This is a genomic window from Pseudomonas sp. AK-TSAG1-1 (assembly GCF_056821665.1).
The window spans coordinates 4,412,813-4,439,474 of sequence record NZ_CM165965.1; the positions used below are offsets into that span (position 1 = coordinate 4,412,813).

The 26,662-nt window shown below is 55.6% G+C and carries 21 protein-coding genes; 2 read left to right on the forward strand and 19 right to left on the reverse strand.

The window, feature by feature from the left end:
• Positions 1-2: 2 nt before the first annotated feature.
• From AC1UK9_RS19845 to mtnA, 19 genes are all read right to left on the reverse strand, one after another.
• Positions 3-3,020, reverse strand: coding sequence for a polysaccharide pyruvyl transferase family protein (locus AC1UK9_RS19845; RefSeq protein ID WP_482578339.1), 3,018 nt, complete (start codon positions 3,018-3,020; stop codon positions 3-5).
• A complete protein-coding gene (locus AC1UK9_RS19850) occupies positions 3,017-4,378 on the reverse strand; it encodes an ABC transporter ATP-binding protein (protein ID WP_367085304.1) in 1,362 nt (453 codons plus the stop codon). The genes AC1UK9_RS19845 and AC1UK9_RS19850 overlap by 4 nt, the downstream gene beginning before the upstream one ends.
• Positions 4,368-5,186, reverse strand: a complete 819-nt coding sequence (locus AC1UK9_RS19855; protein WP_482578340.1) for an ABC transporter permease — start codon at positions 5,184-5,186, stop codon at positions 4,368-4,370. Before AC1UK9_RS19855 ends, AC1UK9_RS19850 begins: the two co-directional genes overlap by 11 nt.
• A 485-nt stretch (positions 5,187-5,671) precedes the next feature.
• A complete protein-coding gene (locus AC1UK9_RS19860; RefSeq protein WP_473013205.1) occupies positions 5,672-6,631 on the reverse strand; it encodes a UDP-glucose 4-epimerase family protein in 960 nt (319 codons plus the stop codon).
• Entirely contained in the window at positions 6,628-7,500 is an 873-nt protein-coding gene (locus AC1UK9_RS19865; protein ID WP_482578341.1) for a glycosyltransferase, read from the reverse strand. Before AC1UK9_RS19865 ends, AC1UK9_RS19860 begins: the two co-directional genes overlap by 4 nt.
• Before the next feature lie 104 nt (positions 7,501-7,604).
• The gene (rfbA, locus tag AC1UK9_RS19870; protein WP_025113095.1) at positions 7,605-8,495 is read right to left on the reverse strand and encodes a glucose-1-phosphate thymidylyltransferase RfbA; all 891 of its coding nucleotides are present in this window, start codon (positions 8,493-8,495) and stop codon (positions 7,605-7,607) included.
• Entirely contained in the window at positions 8,492-9,385 is an 894-nt protein-coding gene (gene rfbD / locus AC1UK9_RS19875) for a dTDP-4-dehydrorhamnose reductase (protein ID WP_482578342.1), read from the reverse strand. The genes rfbA and rfbD overlap by 4 nt, the downstream gene beginning before the upstream one ends.
• Complete coding sequence (rfbB, locus tag AC1UK9_RS19880) at positions 9,382-10,458, reverse strand: dTDP-glucose 4,6-dehydratase (RefSeq protein ID WP_025113093.1); 1,077 nt, start codon at positions 10,456-10,458, stop codon at positions 9,382-9,384. The genes rfbD and rfbB overlap by 4 nt, the downstream gene beginning before the upstream one ends.
• A 224-nt stretch (positions 10,459-10,682) precedes the next feature.
• A complete protein-coding gene (locus AC1UK9_RS19885) occupies positions 10,683-10,922 on the reverse strand; it encodes a LapA family protein (RefSeq protein WP_473013207.1) in 240 nt (79 codons plus the stop codon).
• Positions 10,923-10,949: 27 nt separating this feature from the next.
• Positions 10,950-11,246: an integration host factor subunit beta gene (ihfB, locus tag AC1UK9_RS19890; protein WP_003189779.1), complete on the reverse strand. Its 297-nt coding sequence runs from the start codon at positions 11,244-11,246 to the stop codon at positions 10,950-10,952.
• Between the two features lie 153 nt (positions 11,247-11,399).
• Complete coding sequence (locus tag AC1UK9_RS19895) at positions 11,400-11,690, reverse strand: hypothetical protein (protein ID WP_482578343.1); 291 nt, start codon at positions 11,688-11,690, stop codon at positions 11,400-11,402.
• A 214-nt stretch (positions 11,691-11,904) separates the two neighbouring features.
• Positions 11,905-13,587, reverse strand: a complete 1,683-nt coding sequence (rpsA, locus tag AC1UK9_RS19900; RefSeq protein WP_025113090.1) for a 30S ribosomal protein S1 — start codon at positions 13,585-13,587, stop codon at positions 11,905-11,907.
• A gap of 119 nt (positions 13,588-13,706) precedes the next feature.
• Positions 13,707-14,396 carry a (d)CMP kinase gene (gene cmk / locus AC1UK9_RS19905; protein WP_482578344.1) on the reverse strand — a complete coding sequence of 230 codons (690 nt, stop codon included), beginning with the start codon at positions 14,394-14,396 and terminating at the stop codon, positions 13,707-13,709.
• Positions 14,393-16,600 (reverse strand): bifunctional prephenate dehydrogenase/3-phosphoshikimate 1-carboxyvinyltransferase, encoded by a 2,208-nt coding sequence (locus tag AC1UK9_RS19910; protein WP_338802653.1) that lies wholly within the window; start codon positions 16,598-16,600, stop codon positions 14,393-14,395. Before AC1UK9_RS19910 ends, cmk begins: the two co-directional genes overlap by 4 nt.
• 28 nt (positions 16,601-16,628) lie before the next feature.
• Positions 16,629-17,741: a histidinol-phosphate transaminase gene (gene hisC, locus AC1UK9_RS19915; RefSeq protein WP_025113087.1), complete on the reverse strand. Its 1,113-nt coding sequence runs from the start codon at positions 17,739-17,741 to the stop codon at positions 16,629-16,631.
• 13 nt (positions 17,742-17,754) lie between these two features.
• Positions 17,755-18,849 (reverse strand): prephenate dehydratase, encoded by a 1,095-nt coding sequence (pheA, locus tag AC1UK9_RS19920; protein WP_025113086.1) that lies wholly within the window; start codon positions 18,847-18,849, stop codon positions 17,755-17,757.
• Positions 18,849-19,934, reverse strand: coding sequence for a 3-phosphoserine/phosphohydroxythreonine transaminase (gene serC / locus AC1UK9_RS19925; RefSeq protein ID WP_482578345.1), 1,086 nt, complete (start codon positions 19,932-19,934; stop codon positions 18,849-18,851). Before serC ends, pheA begins: the two co-directional genes overlap by 1 nt.
• Positions 19,935-20,186: 252 nt before the next feature.
• On the reverse strand, positions 20,187-22,961 hold the full coding sequence (gene gyrA, locus AC1UK9_RS19930) for a DNA gyrase subunit A (protein ID WP_473013212.1): 2,775 nt from the start codon (positions 22,959-22,961) through the stop codon (positions 20,187-20,189).
• Positions 22,962-23,384: 423 nt separating this feature from the next.
• Positions 23,385-24,461 carry an S-methyl-5-thioribose-1-phosphate isomerase gene (gene mtnA, locus AC1UK9_RS19935; RefSeq protein ID WP_025113083.1) on the reverse strand — a complete coding sequence of 359 codons (1,077 nt, stop codon included), beginning with the start codon at positions 24,459-24,461 and terminating at the stop codon, positions 23,385-23,387.
• A gap of 108 nt (positions 24,462-24,569) precedes the next feature.
• On the opposite strand from mtnA, the gene AC1UK9_RS19940 reads away from it, so the two are divergent.
• Together AC1UK9_RS19940 and ubiG are read left to right on the forward strand one after the other, a co-directional pair.
• A complete protein-coding gene (locus AC1UK9_RS19940; RefSeq protein WP_473013214.1) occupies positions 24,570-25,904 on the forward strand; it encodes a TRZ/ATZ family hydrolase in 1,335 nt (444 codons plus the stop codon).
• A gap of 57 nt (positions 25,905-25,961) precedes the next feature.
• Positions 25,962-26,660, forward strand: a complete 699-nt coding sequence (gene ubiG, locus AC1UK9_RS19945; protein WP_025113081.1) for a bifunctional 2-polyprenyl-6-hydroxyphenol methylase/3-demethylubiquinol 3-O-methyltransferase UbiG — start codon at positions 25,962-25,964, stop codon at positions 26,658-26,660.
• Positions 26,661-26,662: the final 2 nt, after the last annotated feature.

Sequence of the window (26,662 nt, forward strand, 5' to 3'; positions counted from 1 at the left end):
TATCAATTCCCTTCACTTTTTTTAATAGCATCGAGCTCAGCCAAACGAGAAATTGCCAATTCCTCCGCAAAAGTCTTGGCATCTTCTGTAAGTTGTAGCCTTTCCCTTAAAGCTTGATTCTCTGCATGGAGCCCAACAATCTCATCCTGCTTTTCAGTATTCTCTTTGAATGCATTGAGTTCATCCAATCGAGAAATGGCCAATTCCTCCGCAAAAGTCTTGGCGTCTTCTGTCAGTTGTAGCCTTTCCCTTAAAGCTTGATTCTCTGCATAGAGCCCAACAATCTCATCCTGCTTTTCAGTATTCTCTTTGAGTGCATTGAGTTCATCCAATCGAGCAATGGCCAATTTCTCCGCAAAAGCCTTGGCGTCTTCTGTCGCTTGCAACTGCTCCGACAGTGAACGAAGCTCTGCACCAAACTTTTCGGACTGCTCTATGCTTTTTACATTGAGCGCATCAAGCTCGCCCAAGCGGGAAATGGCCAGAGCGTCAGATTCATCCTTTGCGCTCTCAGTCAGACTCAACTGTTCTCTCAGATCATCATTCACCGTGCAAAGGAAGTGAATTCTGTCCATTGAGCTAACGTTGGCGTTTAATGCATCCAGCTGCGCCAAGCGGGAAATCGCCAACGATTCTGCGTAGCCCTTGGCGTCTTCCGTCAGTTTTAACTGATCCTGAACCTTTTGAATTTCGGAACAAAGGCTGTTTATCTCATCCAGGCGTCCGAACGCCAGATCCTCAGCGTACTTCTTGGCCGTCAACGTTTCGTTAAGGCGAGCGTGGAGAGAGACCTTTTCAGCGCTGCATTCTTGCAACTCCAGCGAAACTCTATTGAAAGCACTACGCAATGCATTTCGCGCAACTTCGTCCAATGCCGACAAAATAAAACATTCGGAAGCCACAGAGGACTTCGATGCAATATTCAGTGCCGAGGCACACTGAACGGCACCGTCGATGATTTCCACGGAGTCATTCAACGAGAACATGAAGGGTTGATCGATATTTCCAACAAACTCCAACATATCAGAGCTCAAACACTCAAATGCGAGCTTGACTCCCTGCTTCCACATGCTGATCGCTTGTTCACGCTCACTCGCATTCCAGTGAATCATACCGGCATGATAGGCCGCACTGACCTGCTTTGTTCCAAGTGTCGGCGTGATACTGAAGATCTCGCTATTCACAACACTTTTGTAATACTGCAGCGCTCGCTGTTGCAAATTGGCACGGTGGCAAAATCGAGCCTGAAGATAATTTAACGAAACACACCATCTGCGAACATGCGGATTATCCGACCGATCATTTTTCAGATACAAATCAACCGCGTCACCCCAGCCCAACAAGTCTACCGCCGAATCCGCCTCGAAGTATCGCCACCCGAGGATAGCCAATGCAGCACCTTGGTCTGCGCTGGCATCACTGGAACGTGAGAGTATCTGTTCGGACAATTTGAACAGTTGTTCAGCACTCTTTATCCTCCACGGAATTTCCACTACGGAATGGACAATCCATGGATTTTCGTAATATCGAGCAAAATCAACGAGGTGAGTCTTGCCATTAAATTCCGGCAGGTTTCTCTCTTCATACGGCGCAGAATATTTTACGAGGGGACTTCTGAAAAACGAGAGAATCCAGTTACTCTCAGCTGTCTGCGCCTGAAGTGCAGCAATGCTCAGACTTGATTCAAAAAGCAGCCCCTTGGCCTCAAGAGCTGATTTATTCTCGGGGGAAATATCCCCGTCAGAACACGAATCGTTCGAACACCGAACCAGAAGACGACCTCCAGGCCGTAGCTTCTCCGCTGCAAGAGCAGTGAGAAGCGCAAGTCCTGCCGAATCCACAACAGCATCGATGCAAACGATCGTATCGATGTCACGACCTGATTCGGGAACAACGCCCTTTAGAGCAACTGCATCAATTGCGCCCTCGGTCAATACTGAGAGAGGGATCTCACTGAATACGAAATTTCGTGCAATCGAGTGGTTTTTAAACAAGCGCAGACTTGCATTCGAACCCAGAAACAGAACGTCTGACAGAGGCGAAAAATACTTCGTTGCCAATTCCTTATAGGCTTCGATATCCAGCAGAGACTTAGGAACGCCACTGTCACGCAGGTTCGCAAAAGTGCTCAATGGATTGGCAAGCAGTTTGTGAGCGAATACGGATTTGTATGCCTCGGGATTCGCTATGGCACGATGAGCCATGTCGACGATATCTTCTCCCGTCCACATCGCGAACAACCCGCCCAACTGCTCCAGCGTCCCCTCAATCTTCCAGGTATTGGAAGGTAGGGCAACAAATGGAGTGTTCGCGAGTAAAGCCAGATAGACGGCGTGGTGGCGACCTGTAATAACAAGCTTCGCTGCGCGAAACTTTCTTAAAGTATCCCGCCAGTCATTTACACTGTTTTCATATTCAAGCGGAAAGTAAACACAATCAGCAGAAAATTCGACGTTGGCTCTTTCCAGAACCTGCCTTACATCCTCTCGAGACAAATGACAGTCGGTGATAATGACCTTGTCACGATAGTTTTCGTCAACACCTGGGTTGAACCGTGCTCCAACAATCGAATCGGATACAATTCGCGAGTCAATGCCCAGGCTAGACAGGTATCTGAATGAGTTCACCTCTCTGACGGTCAAGTCATCAAGCTTTGCCAGGACATCGAGATAAACAGGTACATCCTGCAAGACCGCATTCACCAAAACAGTGCGCTTGCCCAGCTCTTGAGCATAGGCGAGGATGGCAAGCAAATGAAGGCCTGATCCGTGATGGATCGTGCCTTCACCATTGACCACCACAGCATCCACTGCAGAAATTTCTGCTGCCAGGGCACTATTTGCAAGAAAATCACGGGTCGATTTTTCGTCACCCTGCCACAGATCATGAAACTCATTGACGAAGTGTCGATATTCGACGATTGCCCCCACTTCCGAGAGCATTCTGTCGTGAGCATCCGACACGGCAAGGCAACCTATATGGTGATAGCTGCTGGTGTCATTGAAGATGGCAACTTTCATGCTGAATGCTCTATAAGTTTTTGTTCAAAACCCAAATCGCAAATTCCGCCAACAACATGCTCTTGCTGTTTGATTGCAACAGTAAAGAAGGCAGCTTCGTCCATCCAATGCAATATCTGTTGCGACCCATAATACATATCATGCTCACGAGTCACCGTCGCCTGGACCTCGTATAGGTTTGCACCAAGCGTACAGGCAGCATTGAACTCCACCGCGAACTCTGTACCTGCGCTGAAGTTCTTCAGCCAAATAATTTCAGACGCGTCAGCATTCTTCAGTGAGGCCCGCATATCATGATTCAATGTGCCCCATGAAGTAATCTTGACGCCTTCCTTGTTTCGAATACGAAATGCAACGTTGACATTATTCAGATCAACGTTCGCCCGCAGCGAGACCTTGATCGTGAGGCGCTCGCCAATATAAAAATGCGAGACCTCAACACCTTTGGAATCGAGGATTTTCACACCCAGAATTTCAGCTTCCAGATCACCAAAAGACTTGATCTTGTTATGTTTCTCCGGAAGTTCAACGCCTTTGACCTTTGCCTCTTTAACAGCCGCTGTAGTGGCTGCCGCATTGGCCGTCAGCTTTGCACCGTACTCAAGAAAGCTCTGGCGTTCATCCTCATGAAGCATCCGACGATACTCCAGAACGACGTCAGATGATTTACCCCACATCTTCCTCACACCTTTGTGAAGAAGCAAAGCTCGGTGAGTCAGGGTGCGAACGCTTTCCTGATCGTGGGAAACAAAAAGTAGCGTGGTGCCATCAGAAATCAGCTTTTCAATCTGCTGAAAGCAGCGCTTTTGAAACAACGCATCGCCAACTGCGAGCGCCTCGTCAACGATTAGGATGTCCGGAGTCACCTGGACCTGTACGGCAAACGCCAAACGAACCAGCATCCCGCTCGAATATGTTTTAACCGGCTGGTTAAGGTGATCACCGATATCTGCGAAAGCAGCGATGGCGTCAAAACGGTCTTCGATTTCTTTCTGGGTCAGGCCGAGAATCGTGCCATTCAGAAAAATATTCTCACGACCGGTAAAATCTGGATTGAACCCCGAGCCAAGTTCAAGCAACGCAGCAATCCTGCCAAATGTCTGCACGCTGCCGGTGGTCGGGTTCAGTGTGCCGCAAATCATTTGCAAAAGCGTTGATTTGCCCGAACCGTTTCGGCCGAGAATACCAATCGACTCTCCTCGCTTGACCTCAAACGAAAGATCGCGAAGCGCCCAAAATTCTTTGTAGTACTGCTTTCTCACTGGAGAAAGCATTTGCAGCAAGCGGTCGCTGGGCTTGTCGTAGATGTGATAGCACTTGCTCAGGTTCTCAACTTTGATCGAGATATCAGAGGACATCGGCAAACCCCTTTCTTGTTTTTTGGAACCAGGCGAAACCCAACCAGCACACGACGACGGAGACCGCCATGCAGATTGAGTAGAGTCCCCAATCAATACCTTGCCCAAAAAATAATACGCCTCGCGCCAACTCAATTACTGGGGTCAGAGGGTTCATGAAAAGCAGGCTGCGGAATTCTTCAGGAATGGCTGTTGCCGGATAGAAGATCGGCGACAGAAACATCAGCGTGGTCGTAATAATGCCGATCAGTTGCGATATATCACGCAGAAAAACCCCGGACGCTGCGAGCAGCCAGGAAAACCCCATCACAAACAATATAAGAGGTAAAAAAACCAAAGGAATAAGAAATACGGTCAAATGAGGAGTACCAAAAAGCAAGGCATACGCTGCAATCCAGACACTCAAACTGATAAGCGCATGAAATAGAGCCGCCCCCATGCTGACCCAAGGCAGAATCTCAAGAGGAAAAATCACTTTCTTTACATAATTTATATTACTTGTAATCAATAACGGTGATTTATTGATACATTCAGCAAAAAAGTTATAAACCAGCAGACCGGCAAACAGCACCAGTGCGAACTCGACTTTAGAGTCACCTCCTCCGCCCCAGCGCGCCTTGAAAATAACACTGAACACGAGTGTATACACACTCAACATAAATACTGGGATCAGGAATGACCACAGGATACCCATCATGGAGCCGCGATAACGCCCAACAATTTCGCGCTTGACCAAAGCCTTGATAAGTCCGCGATTTTTCCAGAAACTACTGACCATATTCAGGGGCGAAATTGAAAACTTTTCCATTACCAGCACACCTCAGCATCGCTCGGGAGATTTCCTGCACCATCTGAAACGATGCGTAACTGCCTAACGTTAATTCCCACAATGATCGACTCGCAAGACCCAAAATGTTCTGCTACACCGCTCATAAAAATCACAGAACCATCCACTTGACCAAACTTCATTTTAAATCCATCTCATTGATTAGAGAAAAGCGAATGATTAGTTAGCCATGTGCAAAACAGCACTTTCATGACAACTTCCAAAAACCACTCCACTTTAACTCCACCACATTAATCCTTTAAGCAAGATTGGTAATGCACCCCAAGAGGAAATATTTCGACTCAAAACTCAACGGGATCCACTACTCTTAAGTACAAAAACAAATATAAAAATACCCCCCATTATACATCAGAACAAAAAAAAGATACAGCCCCAGTAATTATTGTTAATATCTGCAACCTAACAACATTCCAACCGCACTTCCAAAGTTCCAGACCAACAATAATTTATTGTTGGCTCTCGAGAAACTTTAGTGCAGTTTTCTTCAACTCCACCTCTGGAGAATAAGGCGCAGACCAACCGAGAGCCGCCTTTGTTGCCGTAATGTCAACCTGCAAAGAACCACAAACTCGCTGTATGACAGAGTGCATTCCACACAATCTCAAGACCGCCCTGAGCACCACTTCGGGAAAAGGTATCAGCAACGCCTTGCCACCGATTGTCTCTCGCAGGCAACGCAACAGTTCGCTAGTGGACAAATCTCTGCCATCGCTGACCAGGAAGGTCTGATTCCTTGCACCAACGTGATCAACACAGGTGACAATCAGATCCACCAGATTACTGATACCCACCATACTTCTACGATTATTGATTGCGCCCATCGGCAACGGCAACCGCCTCGTCAGCACGCTCATCATCCGGTAGAAATTCGCCTTTACACCCGGCCCATAGACAAGTGGAGGCCTGATAATGACAACCTCCATCCCGGTCTCTTTACCGATACTTTTCAGCGCCTCTTCCGCCTCGAGCTTTGAAATGCCGTACGCATCAAGAGGCGCCGGGATATCATCCGCCTTGAACGGATGACCTGGCAGCGTCACCTCACCGTTAACCTTGATCGAACTGATAAATATGAAGCGTCTGACCCCTGATTGCGCCGCTTTTCGCGCCAGCTTCACAGTACCGTCGACATTTATTTTTCTGAAGGCTGCGAGCGCATCTGGTGCTGCCTCTTTCATGACATGCACGCGCGCCGCCGCGTGAATCACCGCATCTATATTCTCGAACTCGGGCAGCTCATTCGAACTGGCAAGGTCGAACATTACCGTGGGGCACAATCCTGACAAACACGATGCCCTTCTGACGACAGCTACCGGAGTCAGGACCCGATCAAGCAATAATCGGAGAACGACCGCCTCACCGACAAAGCCGGTAGCACCTGTAACCAATACTCTTCGGGAAGTCATCTTGCCTTCCCTCCTAACAGAGAAGTTAACCAACAGGTAAAGAAAAACAACACTTTGTCACGCAATCGTCGCCGGCAACTTGCAGCACTCAGTGATAGTTTGAGTAACTGCCAACGCCCCAGCTTCGACCAGCGCCGAACAAAAGGATCCGAATCCAACCCCACCAACCGCACAATCAATCGCACCTGATCAAACCACCAACCATCATGGATCGTTTTGTATCGAGCAATCAGATTGGAAATTCCGGTATTCGCGCCCACCTGATTGTGCTCGTGCTGCCGATATCGCATAGAAGGCAAAGGATCTATGAACCAGCGATATCCATGGCTGCGCGCAAAGGCGTAACAGAACCAGTCATGCAATGTGACACCCTGTAGCGAATGCCAGTTGGCCAGCATTGATTGCTTCAGGTGTTGCGCCAATGCGCGACTGAATACATAGGTACAACCTGGACCTGCCGCCTCGAATATATGATCCCAGGCAACCTGAGGCTGCGCCTTGTTCAAAACAACAGTTCGCCCATCCGACCAAAAGGCCGTGACGTTGCTCGAATAAGCGGAGTATTCACCGGTTGCAAGAATATCGGTGGCGCGCTTCAGTTTCTCAGGAAGCCAAATATCGTCCTGATCGGCAAACCCTACGAAATCAAACGCAGTCAGATCGACATCACGAACCAAGCGATAGAAGTTACATGCAGCGCCGCCATACCGATCACCGGCAGGCAGCACCATCACACAATCATGTCGGGCGGCAAGATCTGCACACCAGGCTTCAGTACCATCCGTTGAGGGGTCGATACTGATAAAGAGGTTGAGCTCCACCCCTTGCTGGCAAAGAATCGAAGCGACCTGCTCTTCGATCCATGCCATGCCATTGTACGCAGCAAGCAAAATTGCAACTTTAATGGGTCTCACCGCTATACCAGCCCTGAATTACCCCTAAAGAAGGGCGCACTGAATCTTCCCGAGCAAATTCAGATATGACCTGTCTCCAACAGTTGCTGCAGATATTGCCCGTAGCCGGTTTTCTTCAAGCGCTCTGCCTGTTGTGCGAGTTGTGCAGCATCAATCCAGCCATTGTTGTAGGCGATTTCTTCCAGGCATGCGACCTTGAAACCTTGCCGATGTTCGATCGTATGCACAAAGTGACTGGCCTCAAGAAGCGATTCGTGAGTCCCTGTATCCAACCATGCGAAACCGCGACCAAGAAGCTCCACTTTCAAGGAGTCCTGGCTCAAATAGGCGCGATTTACATCGGTGATTTCAAGCTCACCACGCGGAGAAGGCTTGATTCCCTTGGCAATCTCGACAACCTTGTTGTCATAGAAATACAAACCGGTAACGGCATAGCTCGATTTGGGCTTGGCCGGCTTCTCTTCAATGCTCAGCGCCCGACCTTGCGCATCAAACTCCACGACACCGAAGCGCTCAGGATCAGAAACATGATATCCGAACACTGTGGCCCCCTCCTGCTGAGAGCAGGCTGAGCGCAGGTTGTCGGAGAAATGCTGACCATGAAAAATATTGTCGCCCAGAATCAGGCAGCAAGGATCATCACCGATGAACTCTTCACCAATGATGAACGCCTGAGCAAGACCATCCGGGCTCGGCTGCTCCGCATAGGTCAGCTTGATACCGTACAGACTTCCGTCTCCCAGCAACTTGCGGAAGCTTGGCAAATCATCGGGCGTGGAAATGATCAGAATTTCACGCATGCCGGCCAGCATCAGCACCGACAAAGGATAAAAGATCATCGGCTTGTCGTAGATGGGCAGCATCTGCTTGGAAACGCCGAGCGTCAGTGGATGCAGGCGTGTGCCGGAACCGCCGGCGAGAATGATGCCTTTACGATTTGTCGTGATCATTTATTCAGAACTTCCATAATCATTCGGGTTACACCACTTTGCCAATCCGGCAAGTGTAGAGAAAAGTTGTCGCGCAGTTTCTGAGTATCCAGTCGGGAATTCAGAGGGCGGCGCGCAGGAGTCGGGTAGGCAGTGGTATCTATCGGATTGATTGCCTTGACGGCAAGCTCCTCACCGCTAGCCTTGGCAAGGTCAATCACATGACAGGCATATCCGTGCCATGAGATTTCGCCGGCAGCGGCCAAATGATAGAGACCTGCCAACTCAGGGCGGAGCAGAACCCGCTGAATAGCCAATGCTGTCACGTCAGCAATCAGGTCAGCACCTGTTGGAGCGCCGATCTGATCGGAGATGACGCCAAGCGTCTCGCGATCCTTGGCCAGACGCAGCATGGTCTTGGCGAAATTATTGCCACGCGCTGCATAGACCCAACTTGTACGGAAAATCAGGTGCTTGCAACCCGAGGCGACTATCGCCTGTTCGCCTGCCAGCTTGCTGGCGCCATAGTGATTGACCGGCGATACCGCGTCGGTCTCCCGCCACGCAGCCAAGCCTTCACCACTGAACACATAGTCGGTGGAATAGTGAACCAGCCACGCGTTCAAAGACGCAGCTTCCTGCGCCATAACCTCCGTGGCGAGAGCGTTCACGCGATCAGCCAACTCGATTTCGGATTCGGCCTTATCAACGGCAGTGTAAGCCGCCGCATTGACAATGATGTCGGGCTTGACCTGACGAATCGTATTACGCAGCGCGTCAAGGTCAGACAGATCACCAGTCAGACCGCCAACCGGGTGGCGATCCAGAGCAACCAGTTCGCCAAGAGGAGCCAGGGAGCGTTGCAGCTCCCAGCCTACCTGGCCGTTTTTTCCAAGTAGAAGGATTTTCATGCTTTTTTTGAACGGTCTGCGTAGTTTTGATCGATCCACTGCTGATAGCTGCCGCTCTTCACGTGAGCAACCCACTCAGTGTTCTGCAAATACCACTCGACAGTCTTGCGAATACCGGTTTCGAAGGTTTCTTCCGGAGTCCAGCCAAGCTCACGTTGAATCTTGCTTGCATCGATCGCGTAGCGCTGGTCATGGCCAGGGCGATCCTGCACATAAGCAATCAGACTTGCGTGCGGACGATGCGCGGAATCAGGACGAAGCTCATCAAGCAGCGCGCAAAGAGTATGGACAACCTCAATGTTCTGCTTCTCGTTGTGACCACCAATATTGTAGGTCTCGCCAATGACACCTTCAGTTACAACCTTGTACAGCGCACGCGCATGGTCTTCGACATACAACCAGTCGCGAACCTGATTGCCTTTGCCATAGACCGGCAATGGCTTGCCTTCCAGTGCATTGAGAATGATCAACGGGATCAACTTCTCGGGAAAGTGGCAAGGGCCGTAATTGTTCGAGCAGTTTGTCACCAGTGTCGGCAAGCCGTAGGTGCGAGCCCATGCGCGAACCAGGTGATCGGAACTGGCCTTGCTGGCCGAGTACGGGGAGCTCGGCTGATAAGGTGTAGTTTCAGTGAACAGATCTTCCGGACCTTCCAGATCACCATAAACTTCGTCAGTCGAAATGTGATGGAAACGGAAGCTGGCTTTACGCGCATCATCCAGTGCAGCCCAATAATGGCGAGCCGCTTCAAGCAATGTGTAAGTGCCGATGATGTTGGTCTGGATGAACTCGGAAGGCCCGGAAATAGAGCGATCGACATGAGATTCTGCGGCCAGATGCATAATCGCATCGGGTTGATGCTCACGCAGAACACGATCAATCTGATCACGATCACAAATATCAACACGCTCAAAAGCGTATCGCGAGTCATGACTGACTTCAGCCAAAGACTCCAGGTTACCGGCGTAGGTCAGCTTATCAACGTTAACGACAGAGTCGGTGGTGTTGGAGATGATGTGACGGATGACTGCCGAGCCGATGAACCCGGCGCCGCCGGTAACTAGAATTTTCACGCGAAAGCATACCCTTGAGCTGCGGACAGGCCATATAGGAGCACTGTCTAATCCATGAATGCGGAAGCCGCCAACCTCAGGGCTTCCGTCAGAGTCAGTCTGAATCGACGTGGAAATAGACCACTATCGAACAAGGGTTGCATTTTACAGCTTAATGAACGTTTTACTAATGGATATGGACAAGCGACGACCCAAATTTGATAGGCGCGCTGCAACCATCAAACTCAGACAAGGCGCTTTCGTGCAGCTCTGGACGAACGTCCCAGAAACCACCCAAGGATCGGACCAATCAGCATGCCAACGAGCAATGCGCAGACCACCACCAACGATACTGGAAGTTGTGGCCCAGCCAAACCGAGGAACATCAACGAGATGGATTGCTGATTCTCGAGCACGAACGCCAGAATCACCAATACCAACAATAAAATGAAAACGCCAAGAAGCATGCGCTTGAGGTTACGCATGATTGACTCCTTGAGAGATAGCGACTGTCAAACCCCCTCCTCCTCTTCCTCATTCACCCGGTCGCGCAATTCCTTGCCCGGCTTGAAATGCGGAACGAATTTGCCGTCCAGACTGACAGACTGACCAGTCTTTGGATTGCGCCCGACACGCGGCGCACGGTAATGCAGGGAGAAGCTGCCAAACCCGCGGATCTCGATGCGATCACCGGTGGCCAGACATTGGGACATTTGTTCAAGCATGGTCTTGATGGCCAGCTCCACATCCTTGGATGAGAGTAGCCCTTGATGGGTGACAATTCGTTCGATCAACTCCGACTTCGTCATATTTTTCCCTTCTTTTTCAAGCAGCTAGATCAGCGCTTGAAAGGTTTTAGCACGCCCGGAAGATTTTGAACAGCCCAGGGATTGACATATCTTCCTCGGCGTCGAAACGCCCGTTTTCAGAACACAAAAACACCAAACCGGATCAGCGCGCGGTCAGCGACACATCACCAGCATGGTTCGGGTTACATAGCCTGCGGGGTTGAAGCCAAATGGAAACTCATCGTCATCCTTTGCGTCATCAGACCGGGTGAGCACCTTGTAACCCACCCCCTTGCACTCTTTCGCTGCGCGCCTTTGACATTTCTCCCACCCCGAACCCAGGCCGGAACAATCGATCTCGATGCCACTGACCCCACGTACCGCATGCGTCTTGGCACTTGTGGTGCAACCAGCCAACACCAACACCGACACCAACACCGCCATGAAGACAATAAATCTGTTCATCCACTTCCTTATGCCAGGCAACAGCCCGACCACTACACGACTAACACCTAGCTTAGTCGCGAACAGGCAATTGATCCGATTAAAGAAACAGACAACCAGGCAAACAGATTGGTTTCACCAGCGACCCAATACACCCAGACCGCATCACAACTCACCAAATCGCAGGCACAAAAAAGGGCGACCGAAGTCGCCCTTTTTCATGATCAAGCAGAACTTAGTTCTGTTTGGCCATTGCTTGCTTCAGCAGAGCAGCCATGGTGGTATCGGCTGGAGCTTCCTGAACAGAGTTCAGGCTCTGGATAGCTTCTTTCTCTTCAGCATCGTCTTTCGATTTGATCGACAGCTGAATTACGCGGCTCTTGCGATCAACGCTGATGATCTTGGCTTCTACTTGCTGGCCTTCTTTCAGAACGTTGCGCGCGTCTTCAACGCGGTCACGGCTGATTTCGGAGGCTTTCAGAGTTGCTTCGATATCGTCGGCCAGAACGATGATGGCGCCTTTGGCGTCAACTTCTTTCACGGTGCCAGTAACGATTGCGCCTTTGTCGTTAACCGAGACGTACTCGGAGAACGGATCGCTTTCCAGTTGCTTGATACCCAGGGAGATACGCTCGCGCTCTGGGTCAACCGACAGGATAACGGTGTCCAGTTCGTCGCCCTTCTTGAAACGACGTACGGCTTCTTCGCCCACTTCGTTCCAGGAGATGTCGGACAGGTGAACCAGACCGTCGATGCCGCCGTCCAGACCAATGAAGATACCGAAATCGGTGATCGACTTGATGGTACCGGAGATTTTATCGCCCTTGTTGAACTGGCCAGAGAAATCTTCCCATGGGTTCGATTTGCACTGCTTGATGCCCAGGGAGATACGACGACGCTCTTCGTCGATGTCCAGAACCATAACTTCCACTTCGTCGCCGACTTGTACGACTTTCGAAGGATGGATGTTCTTGTTGGTCCAGTCCATTTCCGATACGTGTACCAGACCTTCAACGCCTTCTTCCAGCTCAGCGAAGCAGCCGTAGTCGGTCAGGTTGGTTACACGAGCGGTAACGCGAGTGCTTTCTGGGTAACGGGCTTTGATAGCAACCCATGGATCTTCGCCCAGCTGCTTCAGGCCCAGGGAAACACGGTTGCGTTCGCGATCGTATTTCAGAACCTTAACGTCGATTTCGTCACCAACGTTGACGATCTCGGAAGGATGCTTGATGCGCTTCCAGGCCATGTCGGTGATGTGCAGCAGGCCGTCCACGCCACCCAGATCGACGAATGCGCCGTAATCGGTGAGGTTTTTGACGATACCTTTGACTTGCTGGCCTTCCTGCAGGGATTCCAGCAGAGCTTCACGCTCGGCGGAGTTCTCGGCTTCCAGGACACTGCGACGGGAAACGACAACGTTGTTGCGCTTCTGGTCCAGCTTGATGACCTTGAATTCCAGCTCTTTGCCTTCCAGGTGCGTGGTGTCGCGCACTGGACGGACGTCAACCAGGGAACCTGGCAGGAACGCACGGATGCCGTTAACGTCGACAGTGAAGCCGCCTTTAACCTTACCGTTGATAACGCCCTTGACCACTTCCTCAGCTGCGAAGGCTGCTTCCAGAACGATCCAGCATTCAGCGCGCTTGGCTTTTTCACGGGACAGCTTGGTTTCACCGAAACCGTCTTCAACCGAGTCCAGAGCAACGTGAACTTCGTCACCGACATTGATAGTCAGATCGCCAGCGTCGTTGTAGAACTGCTCAAGCGGGATGAGTGCTTCAGACTTCAGGCCAGCGTGAACGGTTACCCAGCGAGCTTGGTAATCGATATCAACGATAACACCGGTGATGATGGAGCCTGCCTGAAGGTTCAGGGTTTTTAGGCTTTCTTCAAAGAGTTCCGCAAAGCTTTCGCTCATTTTAATTCCTGTAAATGAGGGCGAAGGATACGCCCATCTCCACACCCCAGACGGTGTGGGTTAGTTTCATATAAAAGAAGCGCTGCAGGACTATGACTGGTCCCCTGTAGCCTTCTTGGTCACCCGGCGATATCGCGAATGGCGATCTCGCTCATGATGCGTTCAAGCACCTGATCGATGGACAACTCCGTGGAATCCAGCTGTATGGCGTCAGCCGCCGGCTTAAGCGGGGCTACCGCTCGCTGGGTGTCACGCTCGTCGCGCGCACGGATCTCATCTAGCAGACTCGACAGACTAACATCCTCGCCTTTGCCCTTCAACTGCAAATATCGACGACGCGCCCGCTCCTCGGCACTGGCCGTCAGGAAAATCTTCAGCGGCGCATCGGGAAACACCACCGTGCCCATGTCCCGACCATCAGCCACCAGCCCCGGAGCCTCCTGAAATGCCCGCTGGCGCTGCAGGAGCGCCTCGCGAACTGCCGGCAATGCCGCCACCTGGGAAGCGCCGGCGCCGATACTTTCAGTGCGGATGACATCACTGACTTCATCACCCTCAAGAATGATGCGCTGCAACTGGCCTTCAGTCGCTGCAATGAACTGCACATCCAGATGAGCAGCCAGCTTCTTCAGCAGCTCTTCATTGGTCAGGTCGACACCATGGTTGTGCGCAGCGAACGCCAGGAGGCGATACAGCGCACCGGAATCCAGCAGGTTCCAGCCCAGACGCTTGGCCAGAATCCCGGCTACCGTGCCCTTGCCCGAACCGCTTGGCCCATCGATGGTGATGACCGGTGCAATGTTTTTCACGACTGAGCCTCTTGAGCAACACGAATGCCGACCTGCGCACACAGCGCAAGGAAGTTCGGGAACGACGTCGCGACGTTGGCGCAATCATGGATACGGATCGGCGCCGTGGCGCGCAGCGAGGCGACGCTGAAGGCCATGGCGATACGGTGATCACCATGACCATGCACTTCGCCACCACCGATCTGGCCGCCATCAATGATGATGCCGTCCGGGGTTGGCTGGCATTTGACGCCCAGCGCCAGCAAGCCGTCCGCCATCACCTGAATGCGATCCGACTCCTTGACTCGCAGCTCTTCGGCGCCGGTCAGCACAGTGCGCCCTTCGGCACAGGCCGCTGCCACGAACAGCACCGGGAATTCGTCAATGGCCAGTGGCACCAGCGCTTCCGGAATCTCGATACCTTTGAGTTTAGCTGCCCGTACGCGCAAGTCAGCCACTGGCTCGCCACCGACTTCACGCTGGTTTTCCAGCGTGATGTCCGCACCCATCAGGCGCAGGATGTCGATGACACCGGTACGGGTCGGGTTGATGCCGACGTGTTCCAGCACCAGCTCGGAGCCCTCAGCGATCGATGCCGCCACCAGGAAGAACGCCGACGACGAAATGTCGCCCGGTACTTCGATGTGGGTCGCGGTCAGCTTGCCGCCGGACTCGACCGACGCCGTGGCGCCATCGACGCTCACCGGGTAGCCGAAGCCGCGCAGCATGCGTTCGGTATGGTCACGGGTCGGCGCCGGCTCGGTCACGGTGGTCTTGCCTTCAGCATACAGACCCGCCAGCAGCAGGCAGGACTTCACCTGCGCACTGGCCATCGGCATGGTGTAAGTCAGACCTTTGAGCTTGTGCCCGCCGCGAATGGTCATCGGCGGACGACCTTCGGCTGCAGTTTCGATCACCGCGCCCATTTCACGCAGCGGATTGGCCACGCGATTCATCGGACGCTTGGACAGCGAAGCATCACCCGTCAGGGTGCTGTCGAAGTTCTGCGCAGCCAACAGGCCGGACAGCAGACGCATCGAGGTACCGGAGTTGCCCAGATAGATCGGGCCCGGCGCAGGCTTCAGGCCATGCAGGCCGACGCCGTGAATGGTCACACGACCGTGGTGCGGGCCTTCAATGACCACGCCCATGTCACGGAACGCCTGCAAGGTTGCCAGGGCATCTTCGCCCTCAAGGAAACCTTCGACTTCGGTCACGCCTTCAGCCAGCGAGCCGAGCATGATCGAGCGATGGGAAATCGATTTGTCACCCGGTACGCGAATCCGACCGGACAGGCGGCCACCAGGTTGAGCCAGGAAAATCAGATCGTTGGAATTCATAGCGTCCACATAGGCCCTGCGGGCCAGGATTTTACTGAAATGCTCGCGGGCAACCCGGGCGCGCGTGAAGACGCCCAACAATTGGTGCCCATCCCCTGCATCGACCGCGTCGCGCAAGGCGTCGAGGTCGCTGCGAAATGTATCGAGTGTGCGCAGGACAGCCTCGCGGTTGGCGAGGAAGATGTCGTGCCACATCACCGGGTCGCTTCCGGCGATTCTTGTGAAATCGCGGAAACCGCCCGCAGCGTAACGGAAGATCTCAAGGTTTTCATTGCGTTTGGCCAACGAGTCGACCAGACCGAAAGCCAACAGGTGCGGCAGATGACTGGTCGCAGCCAGCACTTCATCGTGACGCTCGACCTGCATGTGCTCGACATCGGCGCCCAACTCGCGCCACAAGCGATCGACCACCGCCAGCGCGGCGGGATCGGTTTGCTCAAGCGGAGTCAGGATCACCTTGTGACGACGGAACAGTTCGGCATTGGAAGCTTCCACCCCGCTCTGCTCGGAACCGGCGATCGGGTGGCCCGGCACGAAACGCGCCGGCATGCCGCCGAACGCCTCGGTCGCCGCACGCACCACATTGCCTTTGGCACTGCCGACATCGGTCAGAATTGCCTGGCCCAGATCAACGCTCGCCAGACGGGCCAGCACTTTTTCCATGGCCAGGATCGGCACCGCCAACTGAATCACGTCGGCGCCCTGACAGGCAGCGATCAGGTCGTCCTCACAACGATCCACCACGCCCAACTCGACCGCCAGCTTGCGTGATTGCGGATCGAGATCGACCCCGACCACTTCGCGGCAGATACCACTTTCACGCAAACCTTTGGCAAACGAACCACCAATCAATCCCAGACCAACCACCACCAGGCGACCGATCATAGGTGCAGCAGATTGCAGAGCAGTGACATCACCCACGAGCCAGAACCTTACGCAGCGCCTCGAGGAAGCGGCTGTTTTCCGCCGGCAGACCGATGGTCACCCGCAGGTGGTTCGGCATGCCGTAATTGGCCACAGGACGCACAATCACGCCCTCACGCAGAAGGCCCTGGAAAATCGGCGCTGCCACCTGACCGAGGTCGACACAGATGAAGTTGCCCTTGGACTCGATCCAGCTCAGACCCAGCTCCCGAAAACCTGCCTGCAGTTGCTGCATGCCGGCCTCGTTGAGCTGACGGCTTTGCGCCAGATACTCTTCGTCTTTCAGCGCTGCACAGGCCGCAGCCAGGGCAAGGCTGTTGACGTTGAACGGCTGGCGTACGCGGTTCAGCACGTCTGCCACGACAGCGGTGGACAGGCCATAACCCACGCGCAGCGCTGCCAGACCATAGGCCTTGGAGAAGGTGCGCGACACCAGCAGGTTCGGATACGCCGCAAGGAAGTCCAGACCGTCCGGCAGATCGCTGCCTTCGGCGTACTCGATGTACGCCTCGTCCAGCACCACCAGCACATGCTCCGGCACATCCTGCAGGAACTCGTCCAGCGCTTCAGCGCCGAACCAGGTGCCAGTCGGGTTGTTCGGGTTGGCGATGAACACCACGCGAGTGTTGGCGTCGATGGCCGCGAGCATCGCAGGCAGGTCATGCCCCCAATCTCTGGCCGCAACCACTTTGGCCTCAGCGCCGACCGCCTGGGTCGCAATCGGGTAAACGGCGAATGCGTGCTCGCTGAATACCGCGTTCAGGCCCGGCGCCAGGTAGGCGCGCGCCACCAGCTCGAGAATGTCGTTGGAGCCGTTGCCCAGCGTCACCTGATTGAGCTCGACGCGGCACTGCTCGGCCAGCAGGGATTTGAGCGCGAAGCCGTTGCCGTCCGGATAACGGGTCAGCTCGGTCAGCTCTTCGCGGATTGCCGCCAGCGCTTTCGGGCTGGCGCCCAGCGGATTTTCGTTGCTCGCCAGTTTGACGATTTTCGCCGGATCCAGATCCAGCTCGCGCGCCAGTTCGTCCACAGGCTTGCCCGGAACGTACGGCGAAAGTTGTTGCACGCCCGGCTGTGCCAGAGCGAGGAAATTGCCACTCATTTGCTACCGCCCCTTAGAGAACTGCTTTCGGGTAGGAACCCAGCACTTTGAGTGCCACTGCTTCCTGACTGATCTTTTCCAGCACACTTTTGACCAACGGGTCGCGGTGGTGGCCGACGAAGTCAATGAAGAACACATACGTCCATTTGCCGCTGCGCGATGGACGGGTTTCGATACGAGTCAGGTCGATGCCATTGTCGTGGAACGGCACCAGCAACTCATGGAGTGCACCGGGCTTGTTGCTCATCGAAACGATGATCGAAGTCTTGTCATCGCCGGTCGGCGGCACTTCCTGGTTACCGATCATCAGGAAGCGCGTCGAGTTGTCCGGACGGTCTTCGATCTTCTCGGCCAGACGCGTCAAGCCATACAAACCTGCAGCCATGTCGCCGGCAATCGCCGCCGAATTCCACTCACCTTTAACCCGCTTGGCTGCTTCGGCGTTGCTCGACACCGCGACGCGCTCGACATTCGGGTAGTGCGCGTCCAGCCACTTGCGGCACTGGGCCAGCGACTGGGCATGGGAGTAGATGCGGCTGATGCTGTCGGTCTTGGTGTTTTCACCGACCAACAGGTGGTGGTGAATGCGCAGCTCGACCTCACCACAGATCACCATGTCGTGTTCGAGGAAGCTGTCGAGGGTGTGGTTGACCGCACCTTCGGTGGAGTTCTCCACCGGCACCACGCCAAAATTCACCGCACCCGCCGCCACTTCACGGAACACTTCATCGATCGCCGCCATCGGCTTGCTGATCACCGCGTGACCGAAGTGCTTCATGGCCGCAGCTTGCGTGAAGGTGCCTTCAGGGCCGAGATAAGCCACTTTCAGCGGCTGCTCCAAGGCCAGGCACGAGGACATGATTTCGCGAAACAAGCGCGCCATCTCTTCGTTGCCCAGCGGCCCCTGATTGCGCTCCATCACACGCTTGAGCACCTGAGCTTCGCGCTCAGGACGATAGAACACCGGCACTTCGCCTTCGGCCAGCGAGGCCATCTTTACTCGCGCGACTTCCTGGGCGCAACGCGCACGCTCACTGATCAGCTCCAGGACTTTGGTGTCGAGGGCATCAATGCGAACGCGCAGTGCCTTGAGTTCTTGCTCGGACATCAGCCGTGCTCCTTCTCGAATTCAGCCATGTACGCCACCAGCGCATTGACGGCGTTGATGTCGACGGCGTTGTAGATGGAGGCGCGCATGCCGCCCACGGAGCGATGGCCCTTGAGATTGAGCAGACCGCGCTCGTCGGCACCCGCCAGGAACGGCTTGTCCAGGCGATCGTCAGCCAGACGGAACGGCACGTTCATCCACGAGCGGTCCGACTTCTTGATCGGGTTGCTGTAGAGGCCACTGGCATCAATGAAGTCGTACAGTGTGCGCTGCTTGGCGTCATTGAGCCTGGCGATGGCCTCAACGCCACCCTGCTCTTTGAGCCACTGGAACACCAGGCCGGACAGGTACCAGGCCAGGGTCGGCGGGGTGTTGTACATCGAGCCATTATCGGCCGCGACCTTGTAGTCGAGCATGGTCGGGCACAGCGCACGAGCCTTGCCCAGCAAGTCTTCACGGATGATGTTGACCACGATGCCGCTCGGACCGATGTTCTTCTGGGCACCGGCGTAGATCATGCCGAAACGCGAGATGTCGACCGGACGCGAGAGGATGTCCGAAGACATGTCAGCCACCAGCGGTACGTCGCCGGTTTCCGGGATCCACTGGAATTCCAGGCCGCCGATGGTTTCGTTCGGCGCGTAGTGGACATAAGCGGCGTCTTTCGACAGGTTCCACTCGCTCTGATCCGGGATGGCGAAATAGTCGTAAGGCTTGGCGGTGGCGGCAACATTGACGTGGCCGTAGCGCGAGGCTTCTTCGATGGCTTTCTGCGACCAGATGCCGGTATCGATGTAATCGGCAGAACCGTTTTCCGGCAGCAGGTTCAGTGGAATCTGCGCAAATTGCTGGCTGGCGCCACCTTGCAGAAACAGCACTTTATAGTTCGACGGGATATTCAGCAGGTCACGCAGATCCTGCTCGGCCTGATTGGCAATGGACACGAACTCATCACTGCGATGGCTCATTTCCATGACCGACAGACCCTTGCCATGCCAATCAAGGAGTTCACCCTGGGCACGTTGCAGGACAGCTTCAGGAAGCGCCGCAGGACCGGCACAGAAGTTATAGGCTCGCTTGCTCACATCCAATCTCGCTCTGATTTGGTGGTATCACGCAATAAATCACAACATCAATCAACACAGGACCCCTGCCGAGACAGGAAATCTGTGGGAGCGAGCCTGCTCGCGAATGCATCACCACGGTGCTTCAGAGGTACCGCAGCGCCTGTATTCGCGAGCAGGCTCGCTCCCACAAGGGGTCGCCCTGGACATCAAATTTTCTGTTCGGACAAATAACAAGGGGGCGAATTCTCATCCGCCCCCTCGCTTGTCCGCTTATTCCTGCGGCTCTTCGTCAGCTGCGGCGTCGAGTTGCTGGTCTTCGGCAGCATCGTCGATCACGACATTGCCTTCGAACGCCTCACCCTCTTCACCCTCAAACTCTTCACCTTCGACTTCCGAAGGCTCTTGAACCCGCTCCAGACCGACCAGGGTTTCATCCTTGGCCAGCTTGATCAGGGTCACGCCCTGCGTGTTACGACCCAGGCTCGACACTTCGTCGACACGGGTACGCACCAGGGTGCCCTGATCGGAGATCAGCATGATTTCTTCGCCATCCTGCACCTGAACCGCACCGACCAGACGGCCGTTACGCTCGTTGCTGACCATGGCGATAACGCCCTGGCCGCCACGCTTGTACTCAGGGAACTCGGTGATGGCTGTACGCTTGCCGTAGCCGCGCTCGGATGCAGTCAGAATCTCGCTGCCTTCTTCCGGAATCAGCATGGAAATCAGCTTCTGCCCTTCCGGCAGACGCATGCCACGCACACCACGAGCGGTACGGCCCATGGCACGAACTTCGGATTCCTTGAAGCGCGTCACTTTGCCGCCATCGGAGAACAGCATGATTTCCTGCTCGCCATCAGTGATGGCTGCGGAGATCAGGATGTCGCCTTCGTCCAGCTCCAGCGCGATCAGACCGACACTGCGCTGACGGCTGAAGGCCACCAGCGGCGTCTTCTTCACAGTACCGTTAGCGGTCGACATGAAGATGAACGGAGCCTTCTTGCGGTCAGCAGCCTTGATGCGCGCGCGGCGCTCTTCGTCGGTCTCGTTGCTGTTTTCGATTTCTTCTACGTCAGCCTCGGCGCCTTCAGCCTCTTCTTCGTCAGCCTGACGCTTCATGGCCTCGAGATCGACCGGTAGCATCGTGGTGATGTATTCGCCTTCGCTCAACGGCAACAGGTTGACCAACGGACGGCCACGGGCAGCACGGGATGCTTCCGGAATTTCGTACGTCTTGAGCCAGTACACCTTGCCCTTGCTGGAGAACAGCAGCAGCGTGGTGTGGCTGTTGGCAACCAGCAGGTGAGCAATGTAGTCCTCATCCTTGACGCCGGTGGCCGATTTGCCTTTACCGCCACGACGCTGAGCCTGGTACGCAGCCAGCGGCTGTGTCTTGGCGTAGCCACCGTGGGAGATGGTCACGACGCGCTCTTCTTCCGGGATCATGTCACCCAGGGTCAGGTCGAGACGCGCATCGAGAATTTCGGTGCGGCGCACGTCGCCGTATTCGGCGCGGATCACTTCCAGCTCTTCGCGGATCACTTCCATCAGGCGCACGGCGCTGTTGAGGATGCGGATCAGCTCGCCGATCTGGTTGAGAATCTCTTGATACTCGGCCAACAGCTTCTCGTGTTCCAGACCGGTCAGACGGTGCAGACGCAGCTCCAGAATGGCTTGCGCCTGCTCTGGCGACAGGAAGTACTTGCCTTCGCGCAGACCGTATTGCGGATCGAGGTTTTCCGGACGGCACGAATCGGCACCGGCACGCTCAACCATCGCCACTACGGCCGAGGATTCCCACGGGGTGCTGACCAGCGCTTCTTTCGCTTCCGACGGGGTCGGCGAAGCCTTGATCAGGGCGATGACCGGGTCGATGTTCGACAGGGCAACGGCCTGGCCTTCGAGGATGTGACCACGCTCACGAGCCTTGCGCAGTTCGAACACGGTACGACGGGTGACCACTTCGCGACGGTGGCGAACGAAGGCTTCCAGCAGATCCTTGAGGTTAAGGATGCGTGGACGACCGTCGATCAGCGCCACGATGTTGATGCCGAATACCGATTGCAGCTGGGTCTGGGCGTAGAGGTTGTTGAGGATGACCTCAGGCACTTCACCGCGACGCAGTTCGATCACGACGCGCATACCGTCCTTGTCGGACTCGTCGCGCAGTTCGGTGATGCCTTCGAGCTTCTTCTCTTTTACCAGCTCGGCGATCTTCTCGATCAGACGCGCCTTGTTCAGCTGGTAAGGCAATTCGGTGATGACGATCTGCTGACGACCACCAACCTTGTCGATGTCTTCGATGATCGAGCGTGCGCGCATGTAAATGCGGCCGCGACCGGTGCGATAGGCCTCGATGATGCCGGCGCGACCGTTGATGATCGCGGCAGTCGGGAAGTCCGGACCGGGGATGTATTGCATCAGCTCATCGACGGTCAGCTCGGGGTTGTCGATGAGGGCCAGGCAACCGTCGATGACTTCACCGAGGTTGTGCGGCGGAATGTTGGTCGCCATGCCCACGGCGATACCGCTGGAACCGTTGACCAGCAGGTTCGGCACGCGGGTCGGCATGACCGCCGGGATCAGTTCGGTGCCGTCGTAGTTCGGCACCCAGTCCACGGTTTCCTTGTGCAGGTCGGCCAGCAGCTCGTGCGCCAGCTTGGTCATGCGCACTTCGGTGTATCGCATGGCCGCGGCGTTGTCGCCGTCGACCGAACCGAAGTTGCCCTGACCGTCAACCAGCAGGTAGCGCAGGGAGAAAGGCTGAGCCATGCGGACGATGGTGTCGTACACCGCGGTATCACCGTGCGGGTGATACTTACCGATCACGTCACCGACAACACGGGCAGATTTCTTGTACGGCTTGTTGAAGTCATTGCCCAGCTCGCTCATCGCGAACAGTACGCGACGGTGCACGGGCTTGAGGCCATCGCGCGCATCCGGCAGTGCACGGCCGACGATTACGCTCATTGCGTAGTCGAGGTAGGACTGTTTCAGCTCGTCTTCGATATTGACCGGGAGGATTTCTTTGGCCAGTTCGCCCATGAGAAGCCTGATTCCTTTTTCTGGTGAAACTTCGTCATATCCATATGGGATGAACGAAGCTCGTCGGGGCAGGCTGAGTGCCATGCGCCGACTTACGACAAATCAACATTGGATCGTGGATTTGCGCAGTAAAGACAGCTCCGTGAAGCTGCCTCGGAAAACGCCGGATGTTATCACAAGAGCCGCCACGCACCTATCCCCCAGATGCGCATGGAGCATAGTTAGTTGACCGATGACAGGCGTAAAGGGGACGAGAGAGGCTCAGAGCTTCTTTGAATGCAGATTTGAGGCTTGGTTTGTGGATGTTTATTGACTTTTAAGCCCCTTTCGCGAGCAGGCTCGCTCCCACAGTGTTCTGCAGTGAATGCAAAACCTGTGGGAGCGAGCCTGCTCGCGAAGAGGCCGACGCCGCTACTGAACCTGTCAATGCAGGCGCTTGCGGCACATCAACTGGGCCATTTTCGCGGTGTCCGGACGCTCGACGATGCCTTTCTCGGTCACGATCGCATCGATCAGATCCGCCGGCGTCACGTCAAACACCGGGTTGAACGCCTCGACGTCTGCACCGACGCGCTTGCCACCGACTTCCAGCAGTTCGGCGCCGTCACGCTCCTCGATCGGGATGTCGTCGCCACTGGCCAGATTCATGTCGATGGTCGAACTCGGCGCCACCACCATGAAGCGCACGCCGTGGTGCATGGCATTGACCGCCAGCTGATAGGTGCCAATCTTGTTCGCCACATCGCCATTGGCGGTGATGCGGTCAGCGCCGACGATCACCCAGGTCACACCCTTGGTCTTCATGATGTGCGCGGCGGCGGAGTCGGCATTGAGAGTCACCGGGATGCCTTCATTCGCCAACTCCCACGCAGTCAGACGCGAACCCTGCAGCCACGGCCGGGTTTCGTCGGCATAAACCCGCTCCACCATACCTTCAAGGTACGCCGCACGAATTACCCCCAGCGCCGTACCGAAACCGCCAGTGGCCAGCGCACCGGTGTTGCAGTGGGTCAGGATCGCCTGGGCATTGCCCTGATGCTTGCGAATCAGATCGACGCCGAGCTGGGCCATGGTCAGGTTGGCTTCGCGATCGCTTTCATGAATAGCGATAGCTTCGGCTTCCAGCGCCGCCAGCGGATCGGCGTTTTCTTTCAGGCGATCCAGGCGATCGTGCATGCGCCCAAGGGCCCAGAACAGATTGACTGCGGTCGGGCGGGAGTCGGCCAGCAAGGCGAAATCCTCTTCCAGCGCCGCGTACCAGTCGCCACCTTCGGCGATCCGCGCACGGGCCGCGAGGACGATGCCATAAGCGGCACTGATGCCAATGGCCGGTGCGCCCCGCACCACCATCGAACGAATTGCCTCAGCCACGCCAGCGGCGCTGGTGTAGGCAATCCAGGTTTCCTCGAACGGCAAAATACGCTGATCCAGCAGGTGGAGCGCGCCATCTCGCCAATCGATGGCCTTTACTTTCTCCGCAGCCAACAGTCGATCGCGCATCCCTCACCCCGCACTCATGAACAAAAGCCGCCGATTATAGCGATCCCCCCGCGAAGACGCTCGGGTATACTTCGCCATCCTTTACAAAAGCACTGGAACCGACCCTCGATGCCGAAACCTGCCATTGCGCTCGACTTACTATTGCTGCCGACCTGGCTGGTACCCGTCGAACCCGCAGGCGTTGTGCTCAAAGAGCATGGCCTGGGCATCCGCGACGGTCGCATCGTGTTTATCGGCCCACGCGCTGAAGCACTGAAGTGTAACGCCACTGAAATCCGAGAATTGCCGGACGTGCTGCTCGCTCCGGGCCTGATCAACGCCCACGGCCACGCGGCAATGACCCTGTTCCGTGGCCTGGCCGACGATCTGCCGCTGATGACCTGGCTGGAAAATCACATCTGGCCGGCCGAGGCCAAATGGGTCGATGAAGACTTTGTCCGCGATGGCACTGATCTGGCCATCGCCGAGCAGATCAAGGGCGGTATCACCTGCTTCTCGGACATGTACTTCTTCCCGAAAGTCGCCAGCGAGCGCGTGCACAACAGCGGCATTCGCGCGCAGATCGCGATTCCGATCCTCGATTTTCCGATTCCCGGCGCCGCCAGTGCCGATGAGGCCATTCGCCAGGGCGTCGAACTGTTCGGCGATCTGAAACATCACGAACGGATCAAGATCACCTTCGGCCCCCATGCACCCTACACCGTGGGTGACGAGAACCTGGAAAAAATCCGCGTGATCGCCGAAGAGCTGGACGCGTCGATTCACATGCATGTCCATGAAACCGCCTTCGAAGTCCAGCAATCACTGGAGCATCGCGGCGAGCGGCCACTGGCCCGTCTCGGTCGCCTGGGCCTGCTCGGCCCGCGCTTCCAGGCGGTGCACATGACCCAGATCAGCGATGACGATCTGGCATTGCTGGTAGAAAGCAACACCAGCGTGATCCACTGCCCGGAATCGAACCTGAAGCTGGCCAGCGGTTTCTGCCCGGTGGAGCGTCTGTGGCAGGCCGGGGTCAACGTGGCCGTCGGCACCGATGGCGCAGCGAGCAACAATGATCTGGACCTGCTTGGCGAAACCCGCACTGCCGCCCTGCTGGCCAAAGCCGTTGCCGGCTCGGCCACTGCGCTGGACGCCCATCGCGCACTGCGCATGGCCACCCTCAATGGCGCCCGCGCCCTGGGCATCGAGACGCAGGTCGGCTCGCTGGAGATTGGCAAGGCCGCCGACATCGTTGCGTTCGACCTGTCCGGCCTGGCCCAACAACCGGTCTACGACCCGGTGTCGCAGCTTATATATGCCACCGGCCGCGATTGCGTGAAACACCTGTGGGTCGCCGGCAAACAGTTACTCGACGACCGGCGCCTGACCCGCCTGGATGAACAACAGCTGGGCGCTACCGCTCGAGCCTGGGGCCAGCGCATCAGCGGCCATACCGAATCGTAAACACCCCGGAACAGACTCCGGGGCTACAACCTTTTTCAAGTTTCAGAGGAACAGATCATGAGCAACGTCGACCACGCCGAAATCGCCAAATTCGAAGCCCTGGCCCATCGCTGGTGGGATCGCGAAAGCGAGTTCAAACCGCTGCACGACATCAACCCGTTGCGGGTCAACTGGATCGACGAGCGGGTCAACCTGGCCGGCAAGAAAGTCCTCGACGTTGGTTGCGGCGGCGGCATCCTCAGCGAAGCCATGGCTCAGCGCGGCGCAACCGTGATGGGCATTGACATGGGCGAAGCGCCGCTGGCGGTCGCGCAATTGCATCAACTGGAATCCGGCGTCAGCGTCGAATATCGCCAGATCACCGCCGAAGCCCTGGCCGAGGAAATGCCCGAGCAGTTCGACGTGGTGACGTGCCTGGAAATGCTCGAACACGTGCCGGACCCATCGTCGGTGATCCGTGCCTGCTTCCGCATGGTCAAGCCGGGTGGCCAGGTGTTCTTCTCGACCATCAACCGCAACCCGAAGGCGTATCTGTTCGCCATCGTCGGCGCTGAATACATCATGAAGCTGCTGCCGCGCGGCACCCACGACTTCAAGAAATTCATCCGCCCTTCCGAGCTCGGCGCCTGGAGCCGCATGGCTGGCCTGACCGTCAAGGACATCATCGGCCTGACCTACAACCCGCTGACCAAGCACTACAAGCTGGCCAACGACGTTGACGTCAACTACATGATCCAGACCCTGCGCGAGGAGTAAGC